Raw genomic sequence first — 15454 nt, forward strand, 5'->3', positions numbered from 1 at the left:
CCTCACCCCGCGCCCCTGGGCACCGGGGCGCGGGGGGCTCGGCCGGGGGGGGTGGGCGCCCCCGGGGGGGGGCCCCCCACCGCTCGGTCCGGACCTCAGCCGCCGTCCGTGGGGAGCACTCCCGCGGCGTAGCGGATCGCGCCCAGGAGGAGCGCCCGGAACGCCGGGTCCGCGTACGACTCGGTCGTGTGGCCGAGGCCGGTGTAGAACGCCCGGCCGCGGCCCTGCGGGTGGCACCACGTGATGGGGTGGTCCGCCCCCATTCCGCCACCGAGGTAGCTGGCCTCGTCCAGCGACTGCAGCACGCGCACGCGGCCACGCGGGTTGGCGCGGAAGTCGTACAGCTCGTCGGTCCGGGTCCACACCGGCGGCAGGTGGGCGGTCGCCGGGTGCGTGCCGTCTTCGGTCACGAAGCGGGCCTGCTGGATCGCCGGGTGGGTCCGGAACCGGGCACCCACCAGCTGTCCGTACCACGGCCAGCCGTGCTCCGTGTCGGCTGCCGCGTGGATGCCGACGTACCCGCCGCCACCCTCCACATAGGACTCGAACGCCGCCTTCCGCACCGCGTCCAGGACTTCACCGCTGGTCGACAGGAACACCACCGCGTCGCAGGAAGCCGGCAGCTCCGCCGCGTCTTCGGTCGCCGTGACGTCGAACCCGTGCGCCGAACCCAGTTCCCGGATCGCGCGGATCCCCGCCGGGATCGAGTCGTGCCGGTACCCGGCCGTCTTGGAGAACACCAGCACCCGCACCCGTGGCACCTCCTTCACCCGAGGGAATGGAGCGCGCCGAGCGCCGCGACCAGCGGAGCGAGCTCCGGCCGGGTCTCCGCTTCCGTCAACGCCTCCGCCAGCGCCGTGTCGTGCGTCGGACGCGCCGCCGCGAGCAACGCCCGACCCGCCGGCGTCACCTCCGTGTAGATCCCCCGGCGGTCGTCCGCGCACAGGTAGCGGGCCAGCAGCCCCCGGCTCTCCAGCCGCGCCACCAGCCGCGTCGTCGCGGACTGGCTGAGGACCACCGCGTTCGCCAGCTGGTTCATCCGGAGGTGGAAGCCGTCCTGACGGGCCAGGACGTCCAAGACCGTGTACTCGCTCACCGACAGCTCGTGGTCGCGCTCGAGGGCGCGCTGCAGCCCGTCTTCGATCCGCGCGTGGAGCGCGGCCAGCGTCCGCCAGCCCTGTGCGCGCGCTTCGACGGCGTCGTCGTCCAGTGACACGGTTCACCTCTTCCCGGCTTGCGCGAACCACCCGGCAAGCCGCAGGGTTGATATGCGGCGTCTGCAACTATTTCAGACGCTTGTAGTTGCCAACGCTCTCAGTCTACCCCGGAAAGAAGGAAGTCCATGCCCGCCGCCCTGCTCGCCCTGGCGATCAGCGCTTTCGGGATCGGCACCACCGAGTTCGTGATCATGGGCCTGCTGCCCGAGGTCGCGGTCGATTTCGGCGTCTCGATCCCGTCCGCAGGCCTGCTCATCTCCGGCTACGCGCTCGGCGTCGTCGTCGGCGCTCCCCTGCTCACCGCGCTGGCCTCGCGGGTGCCGCGCAAGACCGTGCTGGTCGCCCTGATGGGCCTGTTCATCGCGGGCAACGTGCTCTCGGCGCTGGCCCCGGGTTACGGCCTGCTGATGACCGGCCGGGTCGTCGCCGCGCTGAGCCACGGTGCCTTCTTCGGCGTCGGCTCGGTCGTCGCCGCGTCGCTGGTCGCGCCGGCCAAGCAGGCGAGCGCGATCGCGCTCATGTTCACCGGGCTGACCGTGGCCAACGTGCTCGGCGTGCCCGCCGGCACCGCGCTCGGCCAGGCCTTCGGCTGGCGCTCGACGTTCTGGGTGGTCAGCGCGCTCGGCGTGGCCGGCGCCGTCGGTGTCGTCATGCTCGTGCCGCGCCAGGAAGCGGACCCCGGCGCCGGCCTGCGCGGCGAGCTCGCCGTGTTCCGCCGCCCGCAGGTGTGGCTGGCGCTGGTGATGACCGCGCTCGGCTTCGCCGGGGTGTTCGCGTCCTTCACCTACATCGCCCCGATGATGACCGAGGTCGCGGGCTTCTCCGGCGGCGCCGTCACCTGGCTGCTCGTGCTCTTCGGCGCCGGCCTGTTCGCCGGCAACCTGCTCGGCGGCAAGGCGGCGGACCGCAGGCTGATGCCCAGCCTCTACGTCATCCTCACCGCCCTGGCGCTGGTGCTGGTGGCGTTCGTGTTCACCGCGCACGCGAAGGTGCCCGCGGCGATCACCATCGCGCTGTTCGGCGCGGCCGGGTTCGCCACCGTGCCGCCGCTGCAGGCCCGCGTGATGGCCAAGGCCGAAGGCGCGCCGGCGCTCGCGTCGGCGGCGAACATCGCCGCGTTCAACCTCGGCAACGCCGGTGGCGCGTGGCTCGGTGGCCAGGCCATCGACGCCGGCCTCGGCTACACCGCCCCCAACTGGATCGGCGCCGTCCTCGCCGCGGCGGGCCTCGCCGTGGCGGTCGTCTCCGGACTGCTCGACCGCAGGACCCCGGCTAGTTTCGAAGCCGGAGAACGGGTACTCGCCCGATGAACCACCCACCGAAAGGACCCCTAGTGACCAGCGTGCCCGTCATCGAACTCAACAACGGCGTGCGGATGCCGCAACTCGGCTACGGCGTGTTCCAGGTCCCGGACGACGAGACCGCCACCGCCGTGAAGGCCGCCCTCGAAGCGGGCTACCGCAGCATCGACACCGCCGCCGTCTACGGCAACGAAAAGGGGGTCGGCCAGGCGATCTCCGAGTCCGGCATCGCCCGCGACGAGCTGTTCGTCACCACGAAGCTGTGGAACTCGGCCCAGGGCTACGACTCGACGCTCAAGGCGTTCGACGAGAGCATGACCAAGCTCGGCCTCGAGCAGCTGGACCTCTACCTGATCCACTGGCCGACCCCGGCGCGCGACAAGTTCCTCGACACCTGGAAGGCGTTCGAGAAGCTGCACGCCGACGGCCGGGTCCGCGCGATCGGCGTCTCCAACTTCCAGCCCGCGCACCTCGAGCGCCTGCTCGACGCCGCCGACGTCGCCCCCGCGGTCAACCAGGTGGAGCTGCACCCGTACCTGCAGCAGCGCGAGCTCCGCGAGTTCGACGCCAAGAACGGCATCGCGACCGAGGCGTGGAGCCCGCTCGCCAAGGGGGGCAGCCTGCTCGGCGACCCGGTGATCGCGGAACTCGCGGTGAAGCACGGCCGCACGCCCGCGCAGATCGTGCTGCGCTGGCACCTGCAGCTGGACAACGTCGTGATCCCGAAGTCGGTCACGCCGTCCCGGATCGAGGAGAACTTCGACCTGTTCGGGTTCACCCTCACGGAGGAGGAGATGGAGTCGCTGACCCCGCTGGACCGCGGCGAGCGGACCGGCCCGGACCCGGACACCTTCAACGCCGCCTGACCCGATCACCGCACGCCCTAGCGCCCCGAGGTGGCCTCGGGTGCACTCGACGCACCGAAGGCCACATCGGGGCGCTTGGGGCGGGACTCATTGCTTGCGGGCGACCCCGCCCAGCGTCAGGAAGTTCAGCTCGCCCAGCGGGTGCAGGCGCGGGCCGTCCGGCCACCATTCGTGCAGGTAGACCAGCCCGGGCCGGAGCAGTTCGGTGCCCTCGAAGAACCCCGCGATCTGCTCGCGCGTGCGGTGCACGCTGCCGAGGCCGGTGCCCTGGAAACTGGTCTCCAGCAGCCGCGCCAGCTCCTGGCGCGGGGAGTCCTCTTCCGGGTCGAAGTTGTGCGTGAGCAGCAGGAACGAGCCGGGCGCGAGTGCGTCGACGTACTCCGCGACGATCGCCCTCGCGCGGTCGTAGTCGTCGATGTGGTGCACGATCGAGGTGAGGATCAGCGCCACCGGCCGCGAAAAGTCGAGGTATTCCTTGACGACCTCGTCGGCGAGGGTTTCGGCCGGCCGCGTCAGGTCGGCGCCGGTCACGTGGGTCAGGTAGTTCTCTTCGAGCAGCGCCCGGCCGTGCACCTGCACGACCGGGTCGTTGTCGACGTACACCACCTGCGCGTCCGGGTTGTACCGCTGCGCCACCTCGTGGGTGTTTTCCGCGGTCGGCATGCCGGAGCCCAGGTCGAGGAACTGGTCGATACCGCGTTTGCCGGCCAGGAACCGGACCGCGCGCACCAGCCAGTCGCGGTGTTCCTTCGCCATCACCCTGGCGCCCGGTGCGATGGCCAGCAGCCGCCGCATCGCTTCGCGATCCACCTCGTAGTGGTCGTGCCCGCCGAGGAGCGCGTCGGACAACCGGGCCAGGCTCGCCTTGCTGAAATCGAGGGCAGCCGCACCGCCCTCGGTTCCGGACCGCAGGTCGCCAGGCGTCATCGGCTGTTCTCCCACTCTGCGCGTGGTGACGACACCCCTGCCCGGGTTCGCTCACCTTTGTCCGGCAACGGACAGTGCTCAGATTACGACATGGGGTGCAGCAAGTGAACCGGGCACAAGGGCCCTGCCTGCCAGGGACAACTACCCGAAACGGAGTTCGCCCCAGGTCTTTCCCCCGTCCGTGGTCCGGTACACGGCGGAACCGCCGTAGGCGTCCGGCTGGCCGTCGACGACGACGCCGGTGCCGCGGCCGGGGAAGTCGAGATCGGTCAGCGCGAAGCCGCGGTCGGGCAGCTCGGTCGTCGTCCACGTGCGGCCGCCGTCGGCCGTGCTGTGCAGGAACCCGACGCCACCGCCCACGGCCGCGACCGTCGCGGACGTCGGCGAGGCCGCGGCGAAGCCCTGGTTGATGCCGGCGAACGGCACCGCGTCGTCCCCGCTGAACCGCGCGCCGAGCTGCGGCGCGTGCCGCAGCTGCCGCTCGGTCGAGCCCGGCTGCGGCGAGCCGGGGCTGCTGCTGCACAGCGCCACGACCTGCGGTTCGCGGGCGCCGGCGAGCGAGGCGACCTCTCCTTCCGGGCACGGCGGCTCCGCCGGGGTCAACCGGGCGCCGTCACCGGAGGTCCAGTACTGCTCGGTGCCGTAGTCCGCGCCGAGCGCGACCTGCAGGCCGCCGCCGACGGCCAGATCGCCGTAGGTGAGGCCGCCGGTGACCGCGAACCCGGGCACCGGGGCCAGTACCGGCGAGCCGGCGGCCCCCGAGTACAGCCGGGTCGAGCCTTGCCCCTCGCCGTAGGTGGTCAGCACGGCGAAGACGCGGCCGCCGGTTTCGGCGATCTTCGAGAGGTAGTAGGGCTCCCGCGCCCCGGCCAGGGTGACCGGCTGCCAGGTCTCGCCGCCGTCGCGGGTGGTGCGCACGTGGACGCCGTCACTCACGTAGGCGACGCGATCGCCGAAGACCCGGAGTGCGACGTGGTTGTGGTTGTCCGGCAGCGGGACCGGAGGGGCGCCCAGCCGCCGCCAGTGCCGCCCGGCGTCGGTGGTGCCCAGCAGCGCCGGGCACCACGACTTCGCGCACGGCCAGTACCCGAGGACGTATCCGGTGTCCGGGTCGGTCCAGCTCGTCGACGCGGGCCGGAACCCGGACGGGACCACGGTTCCGGCGCTCGCGGGCGAGGCGAACGCGGCCAGGAGGGCGAGGACGGACACCAGCAGCGCACAGCGCCGGGGAAGTCTCATGATCACCTGACGCCCCGGCCCGGGCGCGGGTTGCCATCGGAGGGACAGTTGCGCCGCCCGGCTCAGCACCGTGCGGCCGGCCGGGCGCCGAGCCTGCGCCACGAACCAGACGGCCTTGCTCCGATCCGCTTCCCGCCCGGCTGACTCGGAATGCGGGGAGGGGGTTGGCCGCCCGCGGACAGGTGCGCCGCTCGGCTCAGCGCGGCGCGGCCAGCCGGGCGCCCAGCGGGGCGCGGGTTGCCCGTCTCAGACCCACGAACCAGTGCGGGGCGCGGATCCCCGCCCGCACGCCAATCGCACCGCACAGCCGGCCGGGCGCCGAGCCGCCCACGAACCGGCCGCCCTTCCCCCAGACCGCCATGCTTGTCGGTCACGAATGCTTCATGGCCAGGAACTCCGCCGCGGCGGTGGCCCAACCGGGCAGGAAGTGCCCGGCGTCTTCGGTCAACCGGACGTCGGCGTCCGGGCGTGCCGACCGCAGTTTCGCCGCCGCGTTCCGCTGGTCGAGGAGGACGTCGCGGGCTCCGAAGTGGGCCTGCACCGGCGGTGCCAACTCCCGCAGGCGCTCGACCGGGAACACCGGGATGGCCTCCAGGCGCGGCTTGAAGTGCTCGAACGTCGCGAGGGTGAACTCGCCGATCGCGCGCCGGCCGGGGTCGGCGGGGCTGCCCTTGGCGACCATGGCCAGGGATCGGCGGCGGCCCCAGTCGCCGAGGAGGCCGTACGCGGCGAACTTGAGCAGCGGCGCCGTCCGGCGCCGGCCGATTCCGGCCGGGTTGACCAGCGCCAGCGCACCGGCCCGCCCGGGCCGGCGGAGCGTGTAGTCCAGTGCCCACCAGCCGCCCAGTGAGGCGCCGAGGAAAGCCGCGCGCGGCAGTTCGAGCTCGTCGAGGACGTCGTCCAGCCATTCGGCGTAGGCCGGCGATCCGAGCGGGGGCCGCGCCTCGACGGTCCGGCCCGGTTCGCCGGGCGCGTCGACCGCGTACACCCGCAGCCGCCCGGCGAGGGTGGTGATGTCCGGGAGCCAGTGCGCCGCGGTGCCGCCGGAACCCTGGAGCGCGACGACCGGCGGCGCGCCCACCGGGCCGGACACCATGGCGAAAGTGTCACCCAGCCGGGTGGCCAGCGTGCGCCGCTCGGCAGGCACCGGCCAGCGGTCGAGGAGCGTGTCGTAGCGTTCGCGGACCGCGGCCGCCCCCGCCGCCGACCGGTAGATCGCGCTCACGTCAGGTTCTCGGTGACCGAGGCGACCCAGCGCAGCAGGTCCGCTCCCGCGGCCAGGTCGCCGAGCACGATGATCTTCATCGTGGCGCGCTCGCCGTCGTAGACGGTTTCGACGCGCAGGGGCCGCTCGCCGCTGTCGCGCGGCCCGTTCACCGAGGCCACGACCATGGTCGCGATCCGGTCGGCCGCCGCCCGGTCGACACCGGCGATCTCGGCGACCCCCGACAGCTCCGCGGTCGGCGCCGCGGCGCGCTCGGCCACCGGCAGCCCGGTGAAGGCCGCCAGGTCCGCGGCCGTGATCCGGTACTGCTTGCCGATCCGGACCGCCTTCAGCCGCCCGTCCCGCACGTAGTTCCGGACCGTCCGGACGTGCAGGCCGAGCTTCGCGGCGACCTGTTCGACGGAGAAGACATCCTGCGCCATGAGCCTCCTTGCGTTCCGCAAACTACCCTATCACGCTCACGGTAGGGAAGTTTGCGGAGTAAGCGGTTCGCTCAGGCGGGTGACGGGTATCTCCGAGTGTTGTTCCTGTTCACCCAGATACGTCCACATCGGACAGTCGAAAGGACGGCGCCGACGATGCCGTATCCCCCGCCCCCGGAGCCGTACGGAACGCCGTACGAGCCCGCACCCACCGAAGAGATCGTGGAGCGCACCCACCCGCGCATCCGCGCCGTGCGCACGATCAACGCCCTCATCCACCTCGTCTGCGCGGTGTTCGCGCTGGTCCTGGCCGTGCACATCGTGCTGGTGCTGGGCGGGGCGAACTCGGCGAACGGCTTCGCCCACCTCATCTCGGAGTGGTCGGCGGGCGTGTCGCTCGGCCTGCGAAACCTCTTCACGCCGGACTCGGAGGGGCTGCGGACGTTCCTCAACGACGGCCTCGCCGCCGTTCTCTGGCTCATCATCGGCGCCATCCTGACCGACGTCATCACGCGCATCGGCGCGCCCGGTCCGCGGCGCGTCTGGTACCGGCGCAGCTACCGCTGACGCACGCAAGAAGGCCTCCCCGACGCAATCGGGGAGGCCTTCTTCGTGGTCATCAGCGCCGCGGCTGTTCGGCGCCCGGTTGAACGGGCTCCGGCTCGGGCTGCGGCAGGGCCTGGTCGGCGGGCTCGCCGCCGCGGGGTGCGGGAACGCCCTCGGCGGCGATCGCGTCGAAGTGTTCACGGCACCAGCGGCCGTAGCGCCTTGCGTGCACAGTCATCGCGTCCACCTCCTCTCCACAGGCGGTCCCGGTCACACCCTCAGCGTCCTCTGCCGTGGCACCGAACGCCAACAGATTTAAGCGGGACTTAACACACGATCGGGTGACAATCCACAAAGGACTGGAAATCAGCTCGCGAACTCCCGCACCACCGTCCGGCAAAAGGCCGGCAGGTCGTCCGGGTTCCGGCTGGAAACCAGTCCGTTGTCCACTACAACCTCTTCGTCGACGACCGTGCCACCGGCGTTACGGATGTCGGTCCGGATGCTCGGGTACGACGTCAGCGTGCGGCCGCGCACGACATCCGCTTCGACGAGCGTCCACGGACCGTGGCAGATCACCCCGACCGGCTTGCCGGCGCGCACGAAGTCGCCGACGAACTTGACCGCGGCGGGGTCCGTGCGCAGGTTGTCGGGGTTCATCGTGCCGCCGGGCAGCAGCAGCGCGTCGAAGTCGCCGATCTCGACATCGGCGACCTTCCGGTCCACCGGGAACCGGTCGCCCTTGTCGATGTCACCGTTCATCGCCTGGATTTCGCCGGTGTCCAGGGACACCAGCTCGACCGTCGCGCCCTCGTCGAGGACGGCCTGACGCGGCTTTTCCAGCTCGACCTGTTCGACGCCGTCCGCGGCCAGGATCGCGACCCGGCGTCCTTGCAATGCGTTCGCCATGGGGCTCCTCCGTCGGAAAACTGAGTGCACCGGGGTAATTACCCCCTCTTCCCGGCGTCAAACAAAGTCCACAAAGGACGGTGTAATCAGTCCGCACATTCGATGGCGAGCACCGCGATATCGTCATGTGCCGAGCTGCCGAGCCAGTCGCGGACGGCCTGCCGCAGCTGCCGCACGACCTCGCGGGCCGGCTCGCCCACCGCCGCGGTGAGCACGGCGCGCAACCGGTCGTCTCCGAAGAGTTCCGTCTGGTCGTGGCGGTTGCGGGCCTCGGTGATGCCGTCGGTGTAGAGCAGGCAGACGTCGCCGCGCTCCAGGCGGACCTCGGCCTCGGCGAACCGGGCCTGCGGCGAGATGCCGACCAGCGTGCCCGGGACCGTGACCTCCTCGACGACGCCCGACCGGCGGACGATCAGCGGCGCCGGGTGGCCACCGGAAGCCAGCGTCAAGCCGACACCGCCGTCGGACGGCCGGGCCGTGCCGAGCACGAGGGTGGCGAACCGGCTGCTGCCCCCGGCGATGAGCAGCTCGTTGAGCAGCCGCAGCAGCGTGCGGCCGTCGCGTTCGACCATGGCCAGCGCGGTCAGGGCGTGCCGGACCCGGCCGGTCAGCGCCGCGGCCTCGGGACCCTTGCCGCAGACGTCGCCGAGCACCAGGAACGCGCTGCCGTCGTCGTGGGGCAGGACGTCGAAGAAGTCGCCGCCGACGGTGAGGACCCCGCCCGCCGGCTCGTACCAGGTCTCGAACCGGGCACCGTCGAGCTCGGGCGGGTCGACCGGGCGCAGGGTCGTCTCCAGGCCGCGGGTCGCCTCCTCCTGCCGGGCGTAGCGCTGGGCGTTGGCCAGCGCCGTCCCGGCCGCCACGGCGAACTCGGCCACCGCGCGGGACTGTCCGGTGCCGAACTCGGCATCGCCGCGGCGGCCCAGCAGCAGGGCGCCGGTGACCCCGGCGCTCGCGCTCGGCCCCAGCGAGACGACCGAGACGTCGGTGTGCCCGGCGAACCGGTCGGCGACGACCGACGGCAGCGTGGCGACCTCGGGCGCCGGCACCGGGGCCTGCCGCGGCTTCCCGGTGGCCCCGAACGTCGCCGCCAGCACCGGCGCGGCCTGGGCCGGCACCCGCCGGATCCGGCCGTGGCCCTGCGCGGCCGGACGCTCGCAGCTCCACCACTCCCACCGGCCGCGGGTGGTCGGCAGCAGCACGAAGACGGTGTCGGCCAGTGCGGACGCGGCCAGCTCGGCGATCACCCGGGCGGTGCCGTGCCGCCCGCGGGCGGCGGCCAGCCGGGGGGCGGCCTCGGCCAGGAAGTCGCCCACGTGCCGCTGCGGGACGTCGTCCGCGAGGACGGTCCAGGCGTGCCAGCCGCCGGGGAGGGCGCGGATGCGGGCCGCGCGCCGGCGGCCGGCCACCTCGACGTGCCCGGAACTCTCGGCGATCGCCTGCAGGTGCGGCTCGACGTCGCCGGTCAGGGCCCGCGCCGCCGGGTTCGCCCAGCGCACCGCACCCGCGGCATCCTGCAGGAACACCGCGTCGCGGACGTCTTCGAGGGCCGCCCGCGTGAAGGCGTCGAAGCCCGGCGGCCCGCCGTCACCGGTCATCGGCGGCAGGGCCGCCGAGGCCGGGGCCGGACGTGACACCATGCACGGACCTCCTGCCTCCGGACTGCTGTCGCACGGCTACCGCGTGAGCGGGCGGGCTGGCTCGAAGTGTAGGGCGAAGCATGGCACGCTGGGTCGACGACCATGGCTGGCGCATGCGTGGTGGAGAGGGTCGGCACACATGACAACGGAATCCCAGAGCGAAGCGGCCGCGCTGGAGCGGGTGCTGGTCGCGGTGCGGGATCTCGGGGACGGCAACTTCCGCCGGCGGCTCGTCCCGCACGGCGACGGCATCTCGGCGCAGCTCGCCGTCGCGTTCAACGACATCGCCGAGCGCAACCAGCGGCTCGTCAGCGAGCTGCTGCGGGTCCGCTCGGCCGTCGGGCAGGAAGGCAGGCTCAGCGAGCGGCTCGAGGGCCAGGTCGGCCCCGGTGGCTGGACCACCGCCGTCGACGCCGTCAACGGCCTGGTCGAGGACCTCACCCGGCCGGCGATCGAGCTGGAACGCGTGCTCGGCGGGGTCGCCGACGGCGACCTGTCCCAGCCGATGACGCTGACCCTCGACGGGCGCCCGCTGCAGGGCGCGTACGCCACGCTGGCGAAGACGGTCAACGGCCTCATCGCCCAGCTGTCGCGGTTCGCCGCCGAAGTGACGAGGCTCTCCCGGGAGATCGCGGGTGAGGGACGTCTCGGTGGCCAGGCGGTCGTCCCGGGCGTGTCGGGCACCTGGCGCGACCTGACCGACTCGGTCAACTTCATGGCCGACAACCTCACCGAGCAGGTCCGCAACATCGCCCAGGTCACCACCGCCGTCGCCCGCGGCGACCTGACCCAGAAGATCAACGTCGACGCCCGCGGCGAGATCCTCGAGCTCAAGAACACCATCAACACCATGGTCGACCAGCTCTCGGCGTTCGCCGACGAGGTCACCCGCGTCTCCCGCGAGGTCGGTTCGGACGGCAAGCTCGGCGGCCAGGCGCAGGTGCCGGGCGTCGCCGGGACGTGGCGCGACCTCACCGACTCGGTCAACCTGATGGCCGACAACCTCACCGACCAGGTCCGCGGGATCTCCCAGGTGGCGACCGCGGTGGCCACCGGCGACCTGACGAAGAAGATCGACGTCGACGCCCGCGGTGAGATCCTGCAGCTGAAGAACACGCTGAACACGATGGTCGACCAGCTCTCGGCGTTCGCCGGCGAAGTCACCCGCGTGGCGCGCGAGGTCGGCAGCGAGGGCAAGCTCGGCGGCCAGGCCGAGGTGCCGGGCGCGGCCGGGACGTGGCGCAGCCTCACCGACTCGGTCAACCAGATGGCCGACAACCTCACCGACCAGGTCCGGAACATCTCGCACGTGACCACCGCCGTGGCGAAGGGCGACCTGACGCAGAAGATCACCGTCGACGCCCGCGGCGAGTTCTTCGAGCTCAAGACGACCATGAACACGATGGTCGACCAGCTGTCCGCCTTCGCCGACGAAGTCACCCGGGTGGCGCGCGAAGTCGGCACCGAGGGCCAGCTGGGCGGCCAGGCCCAGGTCCCCGGCGTCGCCGGCACCTGGCGCGACCTCACCGGCTCGGTGAACTTCATGGCGAACAACCTGACCACCCAGGTGCGCAACATCGCCCAGGTCGCCACCGCCGTCGCGCGCGGCGACCTGACCCAGAAGATCGCGGTGGACGCCCGCGGCGAGATCCTGGAGCTCAAGAACACGCTGAACACGATGGTGGACCAGCTGTCCGCGTTCGCGGACGAAGTCACCCGGGTGGCGCGCGAAGTCGGCACCGAGGGCAAGCTCGGGGGCCAGGCCGCCGTGCCCGGCGTCGCCGGCACCTGGAAGGACCTCACCGACAACGTCAACTCGATGGCGAACAACCTGACCGACCAGGTCCGGAACATCGCCCAGGTGACGGCCGCGGTCGCGAAGGGCGACCTGACGCAGAAGATCACCGTCGACGCCCGCGGCGAGATCCTCGAGCTCAAGACGACGCTGAACACGATGGTGGATCAGCTGTCCGCGTTCGCGGACGAAGTCACCCGGGTGGCGCGCGAAGTCGGCACCGAAGGCATCCTCGGCGGCCAGGCGCGCGTCCGCGGCGTCGCGGGCACGTGGAAGGACCTCACCGACAACGTCAACGTCATGGCCGACAACCTGACCGACCAGGTGCGCAACATCGCCACCGTGGCGAGCGCGGTGGCCAACGGCGACCTGTCGAAGAAGATCCGGATCGAGGCCCAGGGCGAGGTCGCGGCCCTGGCCGAGACGCTGAACGGCATGGTCGAGACGCTGCGCGCGTTCGCCGACGAGGTCACCCGCGTCGCCCGCGAGGTCGGCACCGAAGGCATCCTCGGCGGGCAGGCGCGGGTCCCGGGCGTCGCCGGGACCTGGAAGGACCTGACCGAGAACGTCAACTTCATGGCGCACAACCTGACCAGCCAGGTCCGCAACATCTCGCAAGTCACCACCGCGGTCGCCAAGGGCGACCTGACGAAGAAGATCGACGTCGACGCCCGCGGCGAGATCCTCGAGCTCAAGACCACGATGAACACGATGGTCGACCAGCTCTCGGCGTTCGCCTCCGAGGTCACCCGCGTGGCGCGCGAGGTCGGCACCGAGGGCAAGCTGGGCGGCCAGGCCGAGGTCGACGGCGTGTCCGGCACCTGGCAGCGGCTCACCGAGAGCGTGAACCAGCTGGCCGGGAACCTGACCACCCAGGTCCGCGCCATCGCGCAGGTGGCGACCGCGGTGACGGCGGGCGACCTGACCCGGCACATCACGGTCGACGCGTCCGGTGAGGTCGCGGACCTCAAGGACAACATCAACCAGATGATCGCGAACCTCAAGGAGACGACGAGGACAAACCGCGAGCAGGACTGGCTGAAGACGAACCTCGCGCAGCTGTCGGGCCGCATGCAGGGCCACCGCGACCTGGCGTCGGTCGCGGCGCTGATCCTGTCCGAGCTGGCCCCGCTCGTGCGGGCGCAGCAGGGCGCGTTCTTCCTGGCCCGTGACGACGACCGCGACGGCACGGTGCTCGAGTGCATCGCCGCGTACGGGCTCGCGCAGTCCCGCGCCGGGCTGCGGTTCGCGATGAGCGAGTCGCTGATCGGCCAGGCCGCCGTGGACCAGCGCACGGTGCTGGTCCACAGCGCGCCGCCGGAGTACGCGCTGATCTCGTCCGGGCTGGGCTCGGCCGCGCCGGTGAACCTCATCGTGCTGCCGGTGCTGTTCCAGGGCGAGGTGCTCGGCGTGCTGGAGCTGGCCTCGGTGAACGAGTTCAGCACGGTCCACCAGGACCTGCTGGAGCAGCTGCGGCACACGATCGGCGTCAACGTCAACACGATCCTGTCGAACTCCCGGACCGAAGCGCTGCTGACCGAGTCGCAGCGGCTGGCGCAGGAGCTGCGGGCGCGGTCCGAGCAGCTGCAGGCCCAGCAGGGCGAGCTGCGGCGGTCCAACACCGAGCTGGCCGAGAAGGCCGCGCTGCTGGCCCAGCAGAACCGCGACATCGAGGTCAAGAACAGCGAGATCGAGCAGGCGCGTCAGGAGCTCGAGGAGCGCGCCGGGCAGCTGACGGTGGCGTCGCAGTACAAGACCGAGTTCATGGCGAACATGTCGCACGAGCTGCGGACACCGCTGAACAGCGCGTTGATCCTGGCGAAGCTGCTGTCGGAGAACCCCGAGGGCAACCTGACGGAGAAGCAGATCCAGTTCGCGAAGACCATCTACGCGGCGTGCTCGGACCTGCAGCAGCTGATCAACGACATCCTGGACCTGGCCAAGGTCGAGGCGGGCCGGCTGGACATGCAGATGTCCGACATCACGCTGCCGGAGCTGGTGGACTACGTCGAGTCGCTGTGCCGGCCGCTGACCGCCGACAAGGGCCTGGAGTTCGCCGTCCACATCGACCCGCCGGTGCCCGGCAGTGTCCACACCGACGAGCACCGGCTCCAGCAGATCCTGCGCAACCTCCTGTCGAACGCGGCGAAGTTCACCGACGAGGGCGGCGTCCGCCTCCACATCCGGGCGGCGGACCCGGCGGAGGTGGAGCAGGAGGCGCTGCGGAACGCGCCGGGCATCATCGCGTTCGCGGTCGAGGACACCGGGATCGGCATCCCGGAGGAGAAGCTGGCGGTCATCTTCGAGGCGTTCCGCCAGGCGGACGGCACGACGAGCCGCAAGTACGGCGGCACGGGCCTCGGGCTGAACATCAGCCAGCAGCTGACGGAGCTCCTGGGCGGCGAGCTCCGGGTGGTGAGCGAGCCGGGCAAGGGGTCGACGTTCACGCTGTACCTCCCGGTGGCGGCGGCCAACCTGGTGGACCCGGCCCTGACGGCCCTGTCCTCGCCCCGCCTCCCCCAGGTCCCGAGCACGGTCCTGGTGGCGGCCCCGGACGTCACGCCGAAGCGCTTCCACGGCGAAAAGGTCCTGATCGTCGACGACGACCTGAGGAACGTGTTCGCCCTGGCGGCGGTCCTGGAGCAGGCAGGCCTGGAGGTGATCTACGCGGAGACGGGCGTCGACGGCATCCGCGCCCTGGAGCGCAACGAAGACACGGCCCTGGTCCTGATGGACGTGATGATGCCGGAACTGGACGGCAACGCGACGATCGCGGCGATCAGGGCGGAGGCGGCCAACGCGGACCTCCCGGTGATCGCGGTGACGGCCAAGGCCACAGCGGAGGACCGGGCGAGGACGCTGGCCAGCGGCGCGGACGACTACATCACGAAGCCGGTGGACACGGACAAGCTGCTGGACGTGATCGCGGCATCGTTGGAGGCGGACGCCGCATCGACCCGCGACGCCGCCTCATCGGCCGGTTGAGCCGGATTTTCGTGGAGCGGGTGACGGGAATCGAACCCGCGTAGCTAGTTTGGAAGACTAGGGCTCTACCATTGAGCTACACCCGCGTGCCCCCGGAGGTACCCGGGTGCGTCGCTAGCTTAGCGTGACCCGCTAGGCTGATCGCACACCCCCCTGGGGGTGGACCCGGGATGTGGCGCAGCTTGGTAGCGCATCCGCTTTGGGAGCGGAGGGTCGCAGGTTCAAATCCTGTCATCCCGACCCGATTCAGGGGTGGGCTCGCGCTGGCGCGCTTGCCCCTCCCCTTCCTCTTCGTTGTGTTACCCGGGGGGGGGGGGGCCCCCCCCCCCCCCCCCGGGCGGGGGGGGGGCCCCGGGGGGCGGGCCGGGGGCGGGGTAAGGTC

At 71.8% G+C, this 15454-nt stretch carries 13 protein-coding genes and 2 tRNA genes; 5 read left to right on the forward strand and 10 right to left on the reverse strand.

Annotated elements, in window-relative coordinates:
* Positions 1-95 precede the first annotated feature (95 nt).
* Positions 96-770: a ThuA domain-containing protein gene (locus ACFVYA_RS40695; protein WP_387052763.1), complete on the reverse strand. Its 675-nt coding sequence runs from the start codon at positions 768-770 to the stop codon at positions 96-98.
* The gene (locus ACFVYA_RS40700) at positions 767-1216 is read right to left on the reverse strand and encodes a MarR family winged helix-turn-helix transcriptional regulator (RefSeq protein ID WP_387052765.1); all 450 of its coding nucleotides are present in this window, start codon (positions 1214-1216) and stop codon (positions 767-769) included. Before ACFVYA_RS40700 ends, ACFVYA_RS40695 begins: the two co-directional genes overlap by 4 nt.
* A gap of 126 nt (positions 1217-1342) precedes the next feature.
* Between ACFVYA_RS40700 and ACFVYA_RS40705 the strand changes: the two genes are divergently transcribed.
* Both ACFVYA_RS40705 and ACFVYA_RS40710 read left to right on the forward strand, forming a co-directional pair.
* Complete coding sequence (locus ACFVYA_RS40705) at positions 1343-2527, forward strand: MFS transporter (RefSeq protein ID WP_387052767.1); 1185 nt, start codon at positions 1343-1345, stop codon at positions 2525-2527.
* Positions 2528-2550: 23 nt separating this feature from the next.
* Complete coding sequence (locus tag ACFVYA_RS40710; protein ID WP_387052769.1) at positions 2551-3384, forward strand: aldo/keto reductase; 834 nt, start codon at positions 2551-2553, stop codon at positions 3382-3384.
* Positions 3385-3471: 87 nt separating this feature from the next.
* Here the strand turns inward: ACFVYA_RS40710 and ACFVYA_RS40715 are convergent, their stop codons facing one another.
* The 4 genes from ACFVYA_RS40715 to ACFVYA_RS40730 form a co-directional block, all read right to left on the reverse strand.
* A complete protein-coding gene (locus tag ACFVYA_RS40715; RefSeq protein ID WP_285985234.1) occupies positions 3472-4311 on the reverse strand; it encodes an SAM-dependent methyltransferase in 840 nt (279 codons plus the stop codon).
* 141 nt (positions 4312-4452) lie between these two features.
* On the reverse strand, positions 4453-5550 hold the full coding sequence (locus tag ACFVYA_RS40720; protein WP_387052771.1) for a hypothetical protein: 1098 nt from the start codon (positions 5548-5550) through the stop codon (positions 4453-4455).
* A gap of 370 nt (positions 5551-5920) precedes the next feature.
* Positions 5921-6775, reverse strand: coding sequence for an alpha/beta fold hydrolase (locus tag ACFVYA_RS40725; RefSeq protein WP_387052773.1), 855 nt, complete (start codon positions 6773-6775; stop codon positions 5921-5923).
* On the reverse strand, positions 6772-7197 hold the full coding sequence (locus tag ACFVYA_RS40730) for a helix-turn-helix domain-containing protein (protein ID WP_387052775.1): 426 nt from the start codon (positions 7195-7197) through the stop codon (positions 6772-6774). The genes ACFVYA_RS40725 and ACFVYA_RS40730 overlap by 4 nt, the downstream gene beginning before the upstream one ends.
* Before the next feature lie 156 nt (positions 7198-7353).
* On the opposite strand from ACFVYA_RS40730, the gene ACFVYA_RS40735 reads away from it, so the two are divergent.
* Positions 7354-7764 (forward strand): hypothetical protein, encoded by a 411-nt coding sequence (locus tag ACFVYA_RS40735; protein WP_285985238.1) that lies wholly within the window; start codon positions 7354-7356, stop codon positions 7762-7764.
* A gap of 52 nt (positions 7765-7816) precedes the next feature.
* Here ACFVYA_RS40735 and ACFVYA_RS40740 read toward each other — a convergent pair whose 3' ends face one another.
* The 3 genes from ACFVYA_RS40740 to ACFVYA_RS40750 form a co-directional block, all read right to left on the reverse strand.
* Positions 7817-7981, reverse strand: coding sequence for a hypothetical protein (locus tag ACFVYA_RS40740; protein WP_285985239.1), 165 nt, complete (start codon positions 7979-7981; stop codon positions 7817-7819).
* A gap of 128 nt (positions 7982-8109) precedes the next feature.
* Complete coding sequence (locus ACFVYA_RS40745; protein ID WP_285985240.1) at positions 8110-8652, reverse strand: type 1 glutamine amidotransferase domain-containing protein; 543 nt, start codon at positions 8650-8652, stop codon at positions 8110-8112.
* Positions 8653-8738: 86 nt separating this feature from the next.
* Positions 8739-10292 carry a SpoIIE family protein phosphatase gene (locus ACFVYA_RS40750; RefSeq protein WP_387052778.1) on the reverse strand — a complete coding sequence of 518 codons (1554 nt, stop codon included), beginning with the start codon at positions 10290-10292 and terminating at the stop codon, positions 8739-8741.
* A 139-nt stretch (positions 10293-10431) separates the two neighbouring features.
* Between ACFVYA_RS40750 and ACFVYA_RS40755 the strand changes: the two genes are divergently transcribed.
* Complete coding sequence (locus ACFVYA_RS40755; RefSeq protein WP_285985242.1) at positions 10432-15072, forward strand: HAMP domain-containing protein; 4641 nt, start codon at positions 10432-10434, stop codon at positions 15070-15072.
* Positions 15073-15084: 12 nt separating this feature from the next.
* Here ACFVYA_RS40755 and ACFVYA_RS40760 read toward each other — a convergent pair.
* Positions 15085-15158 (reverse strand) — tRNA-Gly (locus ACFVYA_RS40760).
* Between the two features lie 80 nt (positions 15159-15238).
* Between ACFVYA_RS40760 and ACFVYA_RS40765 the strand changes: the two genes are divergently transcribed.
* Positions 15239-15312 (forward strand) — tRNA-Pro (locus ACFVYA_RS40765).
* The last annotated feature ends 142 nt before the right edge of the window (positions 15313-15454 follow it).

This window comes from Amycolatopsis sp. NPDC058278 (assembly GCF_042881395.1).
Classification (GTDB): Bacteria; Actinomycetota; Actinomycetes; order Mycobacteriales; family Pseudonocardiaceae; genus Amycolatopsis.

Bases quoted from the DNA above. Each gene is read 5' to 3' on its own strand.
- ACFVYA_RS40705 (WP_387052767.1), top strand. From the start codon at position 1,343: ATGCCCGCCGCCCTGCTCGCCCTGGCGATCAGCGCTTTCGGGATCGGC.
- ACFVYA_RS40715 (WP_285985234.1), bottom strand. From the start codon at position 4,311: ATGACGCCTGGCGACCTGCGGTCCGGAACCGAGGGCGGTGCGGCTGCC.
- ACFVYA_RS40720 (WP_387052771.1), bottom strand. From the start codon at position 5,550: ATGAGACTTCCCCGGCGCTGTGCGCTGCTGGTGTCCGTCCTCGCCCTC.
- ACFVYA_RS40730 (WP_387052775.1), bottom strand. From the start codon at position 7,197: ATGGCGCAGGATGTCTTCTCCGTCGAACAGGTCGCCGCGAAGCTCGGC.
- ACFVYA_RS40735 (WP_285985238.1), top strand. From the start codon at position 7,354: ATGCCGTATCCCCCGCCCCCGGAGCCGTACGGAACGCCGTACGAGCCC.
- ACFVYA_RS40740 (WP_285985239.1), bottom strand. From the start codon at position 7,981: ATGACTGTGCACGCAAGGCGCTACGGCCGCTGGTGCCGTGAACACTTC.
- ACFVYA_RS40745 (WP_285985240.1), bottom strand. From the start codon at position 8,652: ATGGCGAACGCATTGCAAGGACGCCGGGTCGCGATCCTGGCCGCGGAC.
- ACFVYA_RS40750 (WP_387052778.1), bottom strand. From the start codon at position 10,292: ATGGTGTCACGTCCGGCCCCGGCCTCGGCGGCCCTGCCGCCGATGACC.
- ACFVYA_RS40755 (WP_285985242.1), top strand. From the start codon at position 10,432: ATGACAACGGAATCCCAGAGCGAAGCGGCCGCGCTGGAGCGGGTGCTG.